Genomic DNA, 13,368 nt, shown 5'->3' with positions numbered 1-13,368 from the left:
TCGTCACGCTTTCCAGGGCTCGCGATTGCGACCGCGAGCGATGAGCCCCCTCCAGGCTCGAGGAGTGCGCTCGCATTCCTGGGCTGCCCGGAGCTGCGGCCATGAATGGCTGCTTCCTGCGCTTCTACGTCCACGAGGATCAGCGCATCCATCGCACGCTGCTGTGGGAGTGGCTCCTGCAACAGGCGAACAAGCTGGGCATCCGAGGCGGGTCCGCCTTCCGGGCAATGGCCGGCTTCGGCAGCCACCACGTCCTTCATGAAGATCACTTCTTCGAGCTGGCCGGCACCTTGACCGTGGAGGTCGAGTTCATCGTCACCGACGACGAGGTGGACCAGCTGCTCGCGCTGCTGCGGAAGGAAAACGTGCGCGTGTTCTACGCACGCATTCCCGCGGTTTTCGGCGTCATCAACCCAAAACAAGGCGACCCCACGAACGGCGGTGTGTTGCCCAAGGAAGGCTCACCATGACCGAAATCTGGGCTCAGGCCGCGCTCTGGCTAGGACTGGCATTGATCGCCACACTGTTGTCGATCTGGCTGAAGGTAGCCACAGCGCTCTCGGAAATCGTCGTCGGCACGATTGCGCAGTTGATCATCGGCGCGCTGCTCGGAAGCACGATCCTGGCAGGCGATGCCTCCTGGCTCAAGTTCCTCGCCGGGGCCGGTGCCATCGTGCTGACCTTTCTGGCCGGCGCGGAATTGGACCCGGTGGTCTTCAAGCGGCAGTGGAAGGAGGCCTGCGCTGTCGGCTTCATCAGCTTCCTGGTGCCATTTCTCGGCTGTGCCGCCATTGCCCGGTTCGCGCTCGGTTGGTCGGGTCAGGCAAGCTGGCTCGCAGGCATCGCGATGTCCACTACCTCCGTCGCCGTTGTGTACGCGGTCATGCTGGAGTTCGGACTCAATCAGACGAACTACGGCAAGACGGTCCTGGCCGCCTGCTTCGTGACGGACCTGGCTACCGTCGTCGCCCTCGGCCTGCTGTTCGCGCCATTCAGCATGCGCACCCTGATCTTCCTAGGGGCCGGCGTGGTCGTCTTCATTGTTTTGCCCATCATTACGCCGTGGTTCTTCCGCCGTTTCGGTGGTCGGCCGTCAGAGCTGGAAGCAAAGTTTTTGATGTTGTGCCTATTCGGCATGGGCGCACTCGCCACCTGGGCAGAAAGCGAAGCCGTGCTGCCTGCTTACCTGATCGGCATGGTGCTGGCGGGCACCGTCGGCAAGGACCATGTGCTGGTCCGGCGCCTGCGCACGCTGACCTTTGGTTTGCTGACCCCGTTCTATTTCATTCGTGCCGGTTCGCTGGTGTCCATCCCCGCACTCGTGGCAGCGCCTGCGGCGATGCTGGTGCTGCTCGTCGCCAAGATGGTCACAAAGATCGTCGGTGTCTATCCGGTCACACGCGCCTACAAGGCGCCGCGCGGCGAGGCCGCCTATACGACCATGCTCATGTCCACAGGATTGACCTTCGGCACGATCGCGGCGCTGTTCGGCCTATCGCACAACGTCATCACCCAGGCACAGTATTCGGCCCTGGTGGCGACGGTCATCCTGAGCGCCGTAGTGCCGACGCTCGTCGCCAACGCCTTCTTCCTGCCGCGCCACTTGATCGACAAGGTTCCGGCGCAGCCCGATGAAGCCGCCGCCATCGGTGAAGGGAGCGGCGCTCCTGTGAGGAGAGCATCATGATCCACAAGATCCTACTTGGGCATGACGGGTCGGCATCCGCCGACCAGGCATACGGCTTCGCCGTCGACCTGGCAAAGCGCTACGGCGCCGAACTACACGTGCTGGTCGTGGCACGCCCCCCGGAGTTCGGTGACGAAGTGGAGGCGGAAGCTGCCATCGAGGATGCGCAGCGCCGCTACCACCACGTCCTCTCGGCGCTGAGAGTGCGCCTAGCCAACGATGGCCTGAGCGCACAAGCCCAGCTCGTCGTCGGCCATCCCGCAGAGCAACTGGTGCGTTATGCGGAGCAGCACCGCATCGACCACATCGTCGTTGGCCACCGCGGACACACGCTGTTCGAGCGCTGGCTGATCGGCTCGATTGCGCGTCAGGTCGTGGCCTACGCGCCCTGCGCGGTCACCATCGTGCGGCAGAGCAGTCCATCGCCTGCATGAGGCCTTCCAGTGCTCCTCGGCCGCATGTCACGTGCCGCCGAGAGCGTTTCCACCGCTGTAGCGCGGGCGTGCCTCCGACGCCGTAACCCGGTACCATACAAACTTTGTGTAACGGTCGCTACATGGTGAATGATGCAAACGACGACGTCCGCTTGGCTCCTTCTGACCTACAAGGTTCCGAGTGAACCGTCAAAGGTGCGCGTGGCCATCTGGCGGCGTATCCGCAGCCTGGGGGCGGTCTATATCCAGAACAGCATCTGCGTGCTGCCGGCAACCACCGAGCACCAGCGTCAATTACGCATGGTCCAAAGCGAGATCGAGCGTGGTGGCGGAGACGCCGTCATCTTCGAGACGCTGGCGCTTGACCCCAAGCAGGAGGAGCGTGTCGTCGCCTACTTCAAGAAGGACCGGGAACAGGACTATGAGGAATTCCTGGACAAGTGCGCCGACTACAAGAAGGAGGTCGCGAAGGAAGTCGATGCGGACCACTACACCTTTGCGGAACTCAAGGAAAACGACGAAGACCTCAAGAAGCTGAAGAACTGGCTGGAGCGCATCAAGACCCTGGATTTCTACGGTGCGCCGGCGCGTGAAACCGCCGAAAAGCAGCTGGCGGAGTGCGAATCGTTGCTCGATGCCTATGCGGCCGAGGTCTTTGAACGCGAGCAGAACTCGAAGGCGCCGTTGAAGGGCAATCCGCGCATCGGTGTCAATGCGCCGCCCGCGGCCAAGAAGGCCCCTCGCAAAACGACTCGGAAGAAGACGTGATCTTCCGCCGCGCTTTCCTCACAAAAGCGGTAGGTCAGCCTGGTACCGCCGCCGTGCCGAACACCTGCGCATAGAGATCCTGACCAAAGCTGGTCGATAGCGCCTCACCTACGACCAACTTGAAGGAGCGGGACCCGTCCTCTCGTCGTTCGGCACGCAGGAACAACGTATCTGCCCGGTGCTCGGCCGCGAGCCGGTGCGCAAAGTCGAACAGGTGCGTGACGGCGACGACCATGATGCGCCGCTCGCGCAGCGCGCTCACCGTTTGGCGTGCGATCTCCGACCCCTCGCGCTCGTTGGTTGAGGCGAAGGATTCGTTGGACAGGAACAGGCCGCCTGGCCGGATGGCATCGGCAATATCGTTCAGCCGCGCCAGCTCCTCGTCCAGCTTGCCGCTCTTGAGCGAAGCGTCCTCTTCTCGCTTGTAGTGCGTGAAGAGGCCGGTGCAGCGCTCACCGACATATGCCTCGGCGCAGACGAACATCCCGGCCTGCATCATCAACTGCGCGACACCGTAGGCCCGCAGAAAGCTGGACTTGCCCCCTTGGTTCGCACCCGTCACGACGATGAGGCCGCGACCCTCGGCTTCAACGGCATTGCCAACGACGGCTGCGCCCATCTTGAGAACCAAGCAGGCGTCGCGAAGGTCCTTGCAAGCAAACTGCAACGCGCCCGGCTCGGCCATGCCGGGCAAGCACCACGGGGCCTGGGCGGCGGCCAGCTTCTCGTGCAGGTTGAGGCAGGCCACGTAGAACGCCAACTCGGTGCGCAGCATCTGGAAGAAGCTCAGGACGTGATCGCAAGACTGCGCGAGCGCGTTGGACACCAGGTTGACGCCGCGATCCTGAAGTTCGCTGAGGAAGCGAGCACCGGCCTCGTCCCGCTCGTGCAGGTGGAACCCGAATTCCGGCGGCCCTCTGCGGAGCCACCGTTGCCAGAACGGACGCTTCTCGGGCGGCAGGCGCAGCACGTGGTGGATGCCTTCGTTACCGCGTCCGAGCGATGCGCTGATAAGCACTCCACCGTCGAACTTCAACGTCTTCAGGTGACGCTGCACAGTAGCAAGGTAGTCGTCGGCGAATTCGGCCCGCAGCATGGCAAAGAGCGCGCTGAATCCCGGCGACCCGAACGTCGCGCCCTCGCGCTCCGCGAAGGTCCGCAGCTTTCGCAGCATGCCGACCAAGAACTGCATCAGGTCGACCGAACTGTGGAGAACACCGCTCGGGTAGTTCATGAAACTGCCGAACCAGTGCTTCTTGCGGCCTTCGATCGTCTCGACTGCCAGGGCGTAGAGCGCGCGCAGTTCGGTCGGATGAGCAAGCGCGTCCATGAGCGCCTGTTGGCGATGCCGCACAGTTGCCGCGTCAGTATCCAGCGCCAGCAAGGTCGCCTTGCGCGCGATGTCGAGCAGAAAATCGTCGTCACCCGCCATGGCCGTCCACAAGGTGGACAGTTCGAGGTCCTGCGAGAGCGTAGCGGCATTCACCGGGACCGGTCGGTCGCCGTCGAAGTCGCGATCCGGGTGCATCAACAAGGCTTTCATGGCGGTATCCGTTTCTTCAGCCAGTCGCCGGTGACGTGGTATTTCTCGGCGATGGCCAGGGCATGCGCCAGGCCGTCAGCCGGCCGCCGTTCGAGCCTAAAGCTGCGCGCCGTCGGGTCTACCGGATCGATCGCGGCAACCATGCTCACCACCGAAGGCGAGAAGCTGGCAAGCTCGTCGAGGAAGGTCACGCAGACCGTGATGGCGTCGAGCAGGGCGAGCCGCTTGAGCACTTCGTCCCCAAGGTACAAGGCGTCTTCCAGCGTGGTCGACGAAAAAATCTCGTTGATCACCACGATCGAGCGCGGCGTCGTCTGGGCCAGGATGTGGTGCATGCGCACCAGATCGTCATGCAGCTTGCCGCGCAGATTGCGAATGTCTTCTTCGCGCTCGAAGTGAGAGAACATTCGATCGAAGAGAAACAGCTGGGCCTGCGCGGCCGGCACCGAGCAGCCGATACAGGCGAGCCAGTGAAGCTGGCCGAACATGCGCGCGAAGGTCGTCTTGCCACCTTGGTTCGGGCCGGTGATGACGATCATCCTTTCCTCGCCATGAAGATTGAAGTCATTGCAGACGATGGACTGCTGTTCCCCAAGCAGGCGGCGGCCCAGGGCCAGATCGAAGCCCGAGTGCACCTCGATGTCCTTCGTTGCGTTCGACACGTCGGGATAGTCGAACGCCAGGCCCGCACGTTTAAATGGGGCGATGAAGTCGAGCCAGCCTATGTAGAAGTGGATCTCACGGTCGAAGCGCTCCACCTGCGGATCAACGAAGACCTGGTGCTCTTGGCGGAATATCGACAGTGCGCCGAACACCTCTGGGTTCAGCCGGGCGACGCAATCCAGTACCTGGGCCTCGATGTGGTTGAGCCCCACAGTGACGGGCAGCTTGGCTAGGTAGTCCTTCACCGCGCCTCGCCGGAATTTCGCGAATGTCTGCTCGATCTCGGCGGTGTAGTCCGGCTCGTCGGCATAACGACGGACCGAGACGTCGGCGCCTTCGATCGTGACGGTATAGGTGATGGCTGCCAGATCGCGCTCCAACCATGCCGCCTGTTCCATCAACCGCGTGAAGGACGAGGACTGTGAGTAGCGCTCGATGTACTCGCGCCAGCGTCGCAGCCCGCGCGAACGCAGAAGCAGCGAGGTCAACTCCTGCCTCAACGTCGTGATGGCCTCGCCATAGCGTTGGACCGCACCAAGATGCCAGCGGTTGCGCTCGTGTTCGTTATAGCTTTTGGTCGCCAGGGGCAGTTGTTGGCGCATGCCCACGAGGCGATCGGTAAAGCCGCGCAAGGCGGCCATGATGTCCGGCTGTTCGAGGTCACGCATCACCTCCTGCCGGTACACGATGGCGTCCTCAGAGGAGAGACTGGCGTGAAAGAACCCTCCGAGGTCGTAGTCCTTCCAAGGCGAGACGACGGCCTCTACGATCTGGTCCAAGCCGAGGTCGTGAAAGCAGTCTGGCTGCTCCGCCGTGTGCACGCTGGCGCCTTCGCCCAGGATGCTCTCAAACGGGATTGCCTTGTCCAGGCCGCGATCGACCTCACGGGCGCGTGGAAGAGTTGAGCTAGCGGTGGCGTCCATGATTGTTCTATGCACCGATGAACCGCGCACGGGCTCCGAGTTCCCGCTCGATTGTCAGCAGCCGGTTGTACTTGGAGACCCGCTCGCCGCGGCATATCGAGCCGGCTTTGATGCGGCTGCTGCCCATCGCGACAGCGAAGTCTGCGAGGAAGTTGTCGCACGTCTCCCCTGAACGGTGTGAGACCACGGCCTCCCACCCCGCGTGCCGGCACAGTTCGATCGCTTTCACGGCCTCCGTCAACGTGCCGATCTGATTGAGCCTGATCAGCGCCGCGTTGCACACCTTTTCCTCGATACCGCGCTCGATGAAGCGGGTGTTGGTCACAAGGAGGTCGTCGCCGACGATCTGGATACTCTCACCCAGCTCCGCCGTCAGGGCTTGAAAGCCGTACCAGTCGCTTTCGGCCAGCGGGTCCTCAATTGAGACGATCGGGTACTTCGCAACCCAGGCCCGGTACATTGCGGTCAGCTCGCTGCTCGTCTTGGTGCGATAGTCCGTGCGCCACAGCTTGTAGCGGCCGTCCTGATGAAAAGAACTCGCCGCCACGTCGAGTGCAAGGGCGATGTCTTTCCCGGGCCTGTAGCCGGCGCGCTCGATGGCCTCAATGACCAAATCGAACGCCTCCTCATTGCTGCGCACTAGAGGCGCGAAGCCTCCTTCGTCGCCGACCGCCACCGTGAGGCCACGGCTGCTCAGCAGCCGTTGCAGGGCGTAGAACGTCTCGGCCACGTATCGCAAGGACTCCGCAAAATTCGGGGCGCCGAGCGGGACGATCATGACCTCCTGCACATCGAGACCACTGTCGGCATGCTTTCCGCCATTCACGACGTTGGCCATCGGCACTGGCAGGCGTGTGGCCTGTCCGCCGCTCAAATAGGCGTAGAGGGGCAACTGTTGACTGCGAGCAGCGGCGCGAGCACATGCCTGCGAAACCGCAAGCATGGCGTTTGCGCCCAGACGCCCCTTGTCTGCAGTTCCATCCAATTCGATCAGGCGCTCGTCCAGGCGTTCCTGATCTGTTGGGTCCATTCCGCACAAGGCGGGTGCAATGAGATCGCGGATGTTCGACACCGCTTGCTGCACGCCTCTACCTGCATATCGGAGCGGGTCGCGATCGCGCAGCTCCACGGCTTCATGAGCACCGATGGATGTGCCGGAAGGTACCGATGACGTGGATCGCATACCGTTGGACAACGCGACGCTGGCCTCCACCGTGGGATAGCCGCGGGAGTCGAGGATCTCCATTGCATCGATGGCAGTGATGTGCAGGCTTTGCATAAGTGTTTGGCGTCTCAATTCATCGGTTTACGCCCATGCCAAATTGACGAGGCGTTTGGCGCTGTGGAGATAGGATTCCGATTGCATCTCCTCAATTCTTGAGACGGTCCGAGCAAATTCCTCAGCCAACGGACCTTGCTCATACAGCTGGCTGGGTGGAACAGCCGCCGACATAATCAATTTGATGTTGTGGTCGTAAAGGACGTCGATGAGCCAGACGAATCGGCGAGCGGCAGCGCCAGCTTGAGGCGTCAACTGAGGCACTTCGGACAGGATGATGGCTTTGAAGCGACTGGCAAGTTGTAGATAGTCGTTCTGCGAATAAAAGCCTTCACACAGGCTTTGAAACGAAAACCATCCAATGTCGTTGGCGCGCCTATGGGCCTTTATTTCCCGGCCATCGACCTTCAATGCCGAGGTGTCGTCGGGGGCCTCCGCAAGCGCTTCAAAAATGCGCTCCAGCTCTGCGTTTGTGCTGTCTCCGATCGGCGAGAAGTAGGTTTTCAACCGAGTCATCATGTGCTCGCGATAGTCAATCCCGCCATCGACGTTGATGACCTGCAGCCGCTCCTTCAATAGCGAAATGGCAGGAAGAAAGCGGTCTCGATTCAAACCATCGCGGTAGAGGTCGTCCGGCGGGTAGTTCGAGGTCGTGATGATCTGGACGTGATGCTCAAATAGCTTGAGCAGAAGGCGGTAAAGAATCATGGCGTCGGCAATGTCCGACACATGAAATTCGTCCAGGCAAATGAGGTGATATCGCGATGCGAGGAGCTGTGCCAACGCATCCAACGGCTCGGCCTCTCCCTGCAGGTCTACGAGCGAGCCGTGTACGTCGTGCATGAACTCGTGAAAATGAATCCGAGTCTTCTTTTTCACGGGAGCAACTTCGTAGAAGCAGTCCATCAAAAGCGTCTTGCCTCGCCCGACGCCGCCCCACATGTAGATTCCCTGCGGGGTGGCCGGGTGAATGACAAAGCGCTTCAATGGATTCGCGATGATCGCTTCGTAGGCTTCCCAATCCTCGTAACTTTGCTGCAGGCGTCCGACCGCCGCAATTTGCGCGGCGTCCGGCGAGAGGCCACGCGCCTTGCAAACCCACTGGAAGTGCTCGGCGACATTCATACGTCCGCCTCGCTGCGCTCCGGAGCCGTCTCCCTGGCCGGGTTCCGATGGAGGACAGGGGACGGCGAGGGCAGCATGTGCTCGCGGCTCCATCGCTGGGCCGACAGCCCTTTCACCGCACGCTTGGCGGCCAGGAGCTGATGCACGGAGATCCAACCGCGCTCGAATGCCTGCGCACTGCCGGCCATGTAGACGCGCCAGACGCGGTAGGTCTGGTCCCCCACGAGGTCGATGGCATCGTTGCGGTTCGCATCCAGCCTCTCTACCCAGTGCGAGAGGGTGCGCGCATAGTGAGGGCGCAGCCCCTCCACGTCGAACACTTCGAGCTGCTGGGACTCCATCGCCGCGGCCGCTTGCGCCATCGTTGGCAGTTCGCCGTCCGGGAACACATAGCGGTCGATGAACTCGCCGGCACCGTCGCGCACGGCTTCGTCTCCGGCTCGGTTCGTGATTCCGTGGTTCAGCACCAGGCCATCGTCGGTCAGCAGCCGATTGATGGTGCCGAAGTAAACCGGCAGATTGCGGATGCCAACATGCTCGAACATGCCCACCGACGCGATCTTGTCGAACACACCCTGACCCCGGATGTGGCGGTAATCTTGCAGGCGCACATCGATGGAGTCCTGAAGCCCCAGCTCTCGGACGCGCTCGCGCACGTGCTGATACTGCCGCTCGCTGAGGGTCACGCCGGTCGCCTTCACGCCGTAGTGCCGGTGAGCCCATAGCAGCAAGGCGCCCCAGCCACATCCGATGTCGAGAAAGCGGTCGCCTGGCTTGAGCTGCAGCTTGCGGCAGATCAGATCGAGCTTGGCTTCCTGTGCCTGCTCCAAGGTTTCCGAGCCGCTCGGAAAGTAGGCGCAGGAATAGACCATCTGCCGATCGAGCCACAGCCGATAGAACTCGTTGGAAACGTCGTAGTGGTGGGCAATGGCCCGCTTGTCGCTGGCCGGGCTATGACGCCAGGGTCTCCAGCCAACGAATCGGCTGAGCAGGCGTCGATGTGCGCCCCCGGCACTCGCCAGCTCGATCGCCAGCCGAACGATGTCCGGGGCCGTCCCTTCGACGTCGATGTCACCGTGGATGTAGGCCCGTGCCAGCACACCGAGATCGGGCGGCATGAGCTTGAGCGCTGCGCTCGGATGAGGCATGCGCAAGGTGACTGCGGCCGGACCGCTGCCGAGCGTTTCGACGCGACCGTCCCAAAATTGCAGCCCCAGCGCAAGCCCGCTGTCCGCGACAAGCGGGCGCAGCGCTTCCACGATGGATGACGAAGGGATTGATGAACTCATGCATGCCTCCTGGAATCTGACCGACGTGTCGGTACGTTGGAAGATCCAGGTAGCAGTGCAACCGCTCAGAGTAGCCTGCAAATGCGCCGGTCAACATTTCCGGGGAGAAATCCTCGGAGGTGTTTATGGCGATGCAACAGCTCAGCACTTTTCTCATGACGGCACTACACACCCGGAATCGGGTCTGTAGGCATCATCAGCCGGCTGGCGGTTTCCTTCGACTAGCATCGAAGGTGGAGGAATGCCATCTCCTAGCCGTCACTATACCCTGATCGGATTCGATCCGTCCAGGCAGGACTTTAGGCCGCCTGGCTACTCAACAGCCGAGGGCATTGACCACCCTTTGAATCGCCGAACAGCCTCAAGCCACACGGTTTCACCACCGGGGCTCAACAAGGCCTTCTGCAAGGTTTCCAGGTGGGCCGCATGCAAACGACCAAGAAATGGACGCACGATGTCCGGCGGCGCCACTGGCAGGATGTGGGCCAGATGTTGCAGACACAGGCCATGGCCTCGCGCGAGGAGCTCGCGATAACGCGCGTGACGCATGAGGTCGAGAAATGTGCCCGATGCGCGTTCCAAGGCAATGGCCTCCGCTTCGCAGCCTCTGCAACGCAGGATGAACCTTTTGCCCGGCTGTATCCCCGCAGCGGAGGCTTCCCGCCGACGCCGGCGCGGACGGTACCAGACCGGCTTTGGCTGCTCGGCAAGTGCCAGCTCGCGCACGATGCCGGCCACTTGCTGCCTTGCCTGTTCGGCCAGTCCGGAAAGCGCGAAAGACGCAACGCGCGCGACCAGGTCCGGGCGCCCTAGCCGGGCCGCCTCGCATACATGGCGCTTGCAGCACGGCGCGAACAGCCACAGGCACCCTGCGGCCACGTCGTCCGCAGCCCAGCGAAGTCCCTCCAGCCAATGCGAGCTGGCATCGCCGATGGCCACGCACACCGGACAGGCATAGGGATCGCCAAGGAACCCGTTCATGGGCTTGGGAGCAGTGCCTGCGTTGGCCTGCAAGAACTTTTCCGAGACTGAGGAAGAATGGCCTAGAAGCGCCAGCGCCTGGGACAGTGCACCCCTCGGCGAGCGCTCCAGACTTCGGCCAGCTGCGAGCAGAACATCCAGGTGTTGCTGTAGAGCTTGGCCGCGGGGCTCGATAGCCAATCGCCCAACGAACGTCTCGAAGTGAGACCAGCACAGTGCATCCACGTCTTCGGCAGGCCCCATGGTCTCCAGCCATCGCTTGCGAATCAGTGACAGAGCTTTGGCGGCCGCTGCGTCCTCGGCCGAACAAGCCGGGCAACGGTGCCCTGCCGAGAAGAATAGGTGCTGGCATCGTTCGTCGATCACCGACTGCTGAAGCAACGGGCGGATCTTCGCGATGGCGCCCGAATAGGCGCGGGCGACCTGCTTCGCATACACCCCGTCATTGATGAGCGTTTGCCCATGCCGGCTGCAGAAGCCAAGGCCATCCGCGATCAGTTCGCTGATCGCGGCGACAGAGGCTCCCGCGCCAAAAGTCTTGCTGAAGTAGGCATCGGAACTCGACTTGGCCGCTTCGCAAGCGGGACAGCACCGGCGGGAAGCATGCGCACGCACTTCAAGCTGTTGAGGGCTCGAATCGGATACGGCCTGGCCCCGCAGTTCGTTGAACATGCTCGATCTAACCCTCCGCCATATGCAGGTGGCCCAGCCCACGCTCGATCAGTTCGCGACCATCACCGGACAATGCGCCCGATCGATGACGCGCTTCGCGACCGACGTCTCCGCGAGTCGCTGCATCAGTCCCCGCCGACGATGGCCAATCACGAGCAGATCGGCGTCAAGCCGCTTCGCCACGCGAACGATTTGCTCGTGAGGATTGCCCTCAGCGACTTCAGTTCTCAGATCAAGGTCCATGTTGCTCTCGCGAGATCGGAGCTGCTCCAGGAGAGCCTTGAACTCCTTGACCTGCATGTCCATGGCCACGCGTGTTTCGACTTCCGGCGTCCATGCCACAGCAACGACGTGCAGTGCCTGTCGTTCGGCCCTCGCCAGGCGAGCCGCCTGTTCAAACGCCGATTCGGCCGATGGCGTTCCGTCGTAGGCCACCAGGATCTTGTTGAACATGACCAAACTCCTTACTTCGCCTCTTGGGGTGCTCCTGGCTCATCAGGCGAACCCACTTCGCCGATCTCAATCGGAGCCTTGATGTAGAACAGGGTCAGCTTCTCGGTGGACAGCTGATCCAGCAAGCGCTGCGCGTCGGCTTCGGTCAAAGCAAAGCCAACTTCGACCGGCAGGTCGCCTGCCAGTTCAAAGAAGTGGTCCTCGTGCAGCTGACCATGGCGACCGTATCCGGCAATGGCTCGAAAGGCAGTCCCACCGTGGATGCCGATCGCCTTCGCCTGCTCCAGCAACCACTCGTAGGTGAGGATTCCGTGGTGCTTGTTGCTCTCTTGCACGAAAAACTTGAGGTAAACGCCTTGCATGTATGACTCCCTTTGTCAGTACGTTTGCTTGTCGGGAATGACGCCGCGCACACCACCGCGTGGGTTCGGCGTGTCGCCGAGGTACCGCGGTATCAGGTGCACGTGGACGTGCGGAATGGTCTGACCAGAGGCAAGACCGATGTTGACGCCCACGTTGAAACCATCGGGCGCATACTCGCGCGCCAGCCACGCCTTGGCCTCTAGCAGCAACGCCATGAGGCTTGCGCGCTCCGTGGCAGTCGCCTCAAAGAAGTCCGCGACGTGGCGGCGAGTGATGATCAGAAGGTGACCGGACGCTACCGGATTGATGTCACGGCGGACCATCGCATGCTCGTTAGCGAGCAAGTCATCGCCGCGAGCACAAAAGGGGCACGGTCCAGCCGCGATGGGGTCGGTCAATGTCGAGCGAATAGCGCGTTGACGATGAGGATGCCCAGGGCGGTCATGAGCAGCGATCCGAACAAATGAAGACTCGCTGCTCCAATTCCCCACCAATACTCTTTGCGTCCGATGAGGGTGACGATCTCTAGGGAAAAGGTCGAGAACGTGGTCAATCCTCCGATGAAGCCCGTGATGACCAGCAAGCGATACTCCGGTGGAAGGCTGGCACTGTGGGTGAAGAATGCACTGGCCAAACCGATCAGCATTCCTCCGACCAGGTTCACCGCGACCGTCCCCATGGGGACGGTCGGGAAGAGCGGGTTCAGCAAGACGCCGAGCCACCAGCGGAGCAAGCACCCGACTCCGCCGCCTCCGAACACCGCAATGACAGATAAAAGACGAGTCATGTTGCTCCTTCTTTGCCGATGGGACACTGGTCAGGAGGCATGGTTTTGAGAGCGAGGCTTGCTCCCTGGAAACACGTGCCTTGGGACCACGATGCCGGCGTACCGTGACGGTCAGGCGCATCGCACCTCCACGCACAGCATGGTTCGGCCTCGGCGCTGGACGCGCAATGGCCGAGGCGGGTGCTTGGCATCGATTCGTCGGGAGAGCTTCTAAACGCATCAGCGCGACCTTGATGTGGAATACACCAGATCGGCGAGCGAGGCAAACAAGCACCTACAGCGCCCCGATCGGGACCTGTAGGCATCATTAGCCCCAAGGGGCGGTTTCCCTGGGCGTTGCACCTAGGGCGGAGGCATGCCATCTCCCTGCTCCAAGTATAGCAGTCTTACCCCCTCAAATG

14 protein-coding genes and 2 riboswitches are annotated in these 13,368 nt (G+C 61.9%); of the genes, 4 read left to right on the top strand and 10 right to left on the bottom strand.

Features of this window, described 5'->3' with window-relative positions:
- The first annotated feature begins 101 nt into the window (after window positions 1-101).
- From BDW41_RS07205 to BDW41_RS07190, 4 genes are all read left to right on the top strand, one after another.
- Window positions 102-470: a DUF190 domain-containing protein gene (locus BDW41_RS07205; RefSeq protein ID WP_074546053.1), complete on the top strand. Its 369-nt coding sequence runs from the start codon at window positions 102-104 to the stop codon at window positions 468-470.
- On the top strand, window positions 467-1,687 hold the full coding sequence (locus tag BDW41_RS07200; protein WP_074546055.1) for a cation:proton antiporter: 1,221 nt from the start codon (window positions 467-469) through the stop codon (window positions 1,685-1,687). Before BDW41_RS07205 ends, BDW41_RS07200 begins: the two co-directional genes overlap by 4 nt.
- Window positions 1,684-2,121: a universal stress protein gene (locus BDW41_RS07195; RefSeq protein WP_074546057.1), complete on the top strand. Its 438-nt coding sequence runs from the start codon at window positions 1,684-1,686 to the stop codon at window positions 2,119-2,121. The genes BDW41_RS07200 and BDW41_RS07195 overlap by 4 nt, the downstream gene beginning before the upstream one ends.
- A gap of 132 nt (window positions 2,122-2,253) precedes the next feature.
- Entirely contained in the window at window positions 2,254-2,889 is a 636-nt protein-coding gene (locus tag BDW41_RS07190; protein WP_199535297.1) for a Chromate resistance protein ChrB, read from the top strand.
- A gap of 34 nt (window positions 2,890-2,923) precedes the next feature.
- Here the strand turns inward: BDW41_RS07190 and BDW41_RS07185 are convergent, their stop codons facing one another.
- The 10 genes from BDW41_RS07185 to crcB form a co-directional block, all read right to left on the bottom strand.
- Entirely contained in the window at window positions 2,924-4,432 is a 1,509-nt protein-coding gene (locus BDW41_RS07185) for a DNA mismatch repair protein MutS (RefSeq protein ID WP_074546061.1), read from the bottom strand.
- Complete coding sequence (locus BDW41_RS07180; protein ID WP_083337459.1) at window positions 4,429-6,018, bottom strand: hypothetical protein; 1,590 nt, start codon at window positions 6,016-6,018, stop codon at window positions 4,429-4,431. Before BDW41_RS07180 ends, BDW41_RS07185 begins: the two co-directional genes overlap by 4 nt.
- A 7-nt stretch (window positions 6,019-6,025) precedes the next feature.
- The gene (eno, locus tag BDW41_RS07175) at window positions 6,026-7,297 is read right to left on the bottom strand and encodes a phosphopyruvate hydratase (protein ID WP_074546063.1); all 1,272 of its coding nucleotides are present in this window, start codon (window positions 7,295-7,297) and stop codon (window positions 6,026-6,028) included.
- 27 nt (window positions 7,298-7,324) lie between these two features.
- A complete protein-coding gene (zapE, locus tag BDW41_RS07170) occupies window positions 7,325-8,422 on the bottom strand; it encodes a cell division protein ZapE (RefSeq protein ID WP_074546065.1) in 1,098 nt (365 codons plus the stop codon).
- The gene (locus tag BDW41_RS07165; RefSeq protein WP_074546067.1) at window positions 8,419-9,711 is read right to left on the bottom strand and encodes a cyclopropane-fatty-acyl-phospholipid synthase family protein; all 1,293 of its coding nucleotides are present in this window, start codon (window positions 9,709-9,711) and stop codon (window positions 8,419-8,421) included. The genes zapE and BDW41_RS07165 overlap by 4 nt, the downstream gene beginning before the upstream one ends.
- Before the next feature lie 180 nt (window positions 9,712-9,891).
- Window positions 9,892-9,972: riboswitch (Fluoride riboswitch) on the bottom strand.
- A 51-nt stretch (window positions 9,973-10,023) separates the two neighbouring features.
- Complete coding sequence (locus BDW41_RS07160) at window positions 10,024-11,364, bottom strand: hypothetical protein (protein WP_074546069.1); 1,341 nt, start codon at window positions 11,362-11,364, stop codon at window positions 10,024-10,026.
- Between the two features lie 48 nt (window positions 11,365-11,412).
- A complete protein-coding gene (locus tag BDW41_RS07155) occupies window positions 11,413-11,817 on the bottom strand; it encodes a universal stress protein (protein WP_074546071.1) in 405 nt (134 codons plus the stop codon).
- An 11-nt stretch (window positions 11,818-11,828) separates the two neighbouring features.
- Window positions 11,829-12,179: a DUF190 domain-containing protein gene (locus BDW41_RS07150; protein WP_074546073.1), complete on the bottom strand. Its 351-nt coding sequence runs from the start codon at window positions 12,177-12,179 to the stop codon at window positions 11,829-11,831.
- A gap of 15 nt (window positions 12,180-12,194) precedes the next feature.
- Window positions 12,195-12,671 carry an HIT family protein gene (locus BDW41_RS23850; protein WP_255412962.1) on the bottom strand — a complete coding sequence of 159 codons (477 nt, stop codon included), beginning with the start codon at window positions 12,669-12,671 and terminating at the stop codon, window positions 12,195-12,197.
- On the bottom strand, window positions 12,575-12,967 hold the full coding sequence (gene crcB / locus BDW41_RS07140) for a fluoride efflux transporter CrcB (RefSeq protein ID WP_074546075.1): 393 nt from the start codon (window positions 12,965-12,967) through the stop codon (window positions 12,575-12,577). Before crcB ends, BDW41_RS23850 begins: the two co-directional genes overlap by 97 nt.
- Window positions 12,968-13,258: 291 nt before the next feature.
- Window positions 13,259-13,342, bottom strand: a riboswitch (Fluoride riboswitch).
- Window positions 13,343-13,368 lie beyond the last annotated feature (26 nt).

Origin of the sequence: Dyella sp. AtDHG13, assembly GCF_003201105.1 — a bacterium.
Taxonomy (GTDB): domain Bacteria; phylum Pseudomonadota; class Gammaproteobacteria; order Xanthomonadales; family Rhodanobacteraceae; genus Dyella; species Dyella jiangningensis_B.
The sequence above is the reverse complement of the archived record's forward strand: the minus strand, read 5'-3'. Positions and strand labels throughout refer to the sequence as shown.

Bases quoted from the DNA above. Each gene is read 5' to 3' on its own strand.
- BDW41_RS07205 (WP_074546053.1), top strand. From the start codon at position 102: ATGAATGGCTGCTTCCTGCGCTTCTACGTCCACGAGGATCAGCGCATC.
- BDW41_RS07200 (WP_074546055.1), top strand. From the start codon at position 467: ATGACCGAAATCTGGGCTCAGGCCGCGCTCTGGCTAGGACTGGCATTG.
- BDW41_RS07195 (WP_074546057.1), top strand. From the start codon at position 1,684: ATGATCCACAAGATCCTACTTGGGCATGACGGGTCGGCATCCGCCGAC.
- BDW41_RS07190 (WP_199535297.1), top strand. From the start codon at position 2,254: ATGCAAACGACGACGTCCGCTTGGCTCCTTCTGACCTACAAGGTTCCG.
- BDW41_RS07185 (WP_074546061.1), bottom strand. From the start codon at position 4,432: ATGAAAGCCTTGTTGATGCACCCGGATCGCGACTTCGACGGCGACCGA.
- BDW41_RS07180 (WP_083337459.1), bottom strand. From the start codon at position 6,018: ATGGACGCCACCGCTAGCTCAACTCTTCCACGCGCCCGTGAGGTCGAT.
- eno (WP_074546063.1), bottom strand. From the start codon at position 7,297: ATGCAAAGCCTGCACATCACTGCCATCGATGCAATGGAGATCCTCGAC.
- zapE (WP_074546065.1), bottom strand. From the start codon at position 8,422: ATGAATGTCGCCGAGCACTTCCAGTGGGTTTGCAAGGCGCGTGGCCTC.
- BDW41_RS07165 (WP_074546067.1), bottom strand. From the start codon at position 9,711: ATGAGTTCATCAATCCCTTCGTCATCCATCGTGGAAGCGCTGCGCCCG.
- BDW41_RS07160 (WP_074546069.1), bottom strand. From the start codon at position 11,364: ATGTTCAACGAACTGCGGGGCCAGGCCGTATCCGATTCGAGCCCTCAA.
- BDW41_RS07155 (WP_074546071.1), bottom strand. From the start codon at position 11,817: ATGTTCAACAAGATCCTGGTGGCCTACGACGGAACGCCATCGGCCGAA.
- BDW41_RS07150 (WP_074546073.1), bottom strand. From the start codon at position 12,179: ATGCAAGGCGTTTACCTCAAGTTTTTCGTGCAAGAGAGCAACAAGCAC.
- crcB (WP_074546075.1), bottom strand. From the start codon at position 12,967: ATGACTCGTCTTTTATCTGTCATTGCGGTGTTCGGAGGCGGCGGAGTC.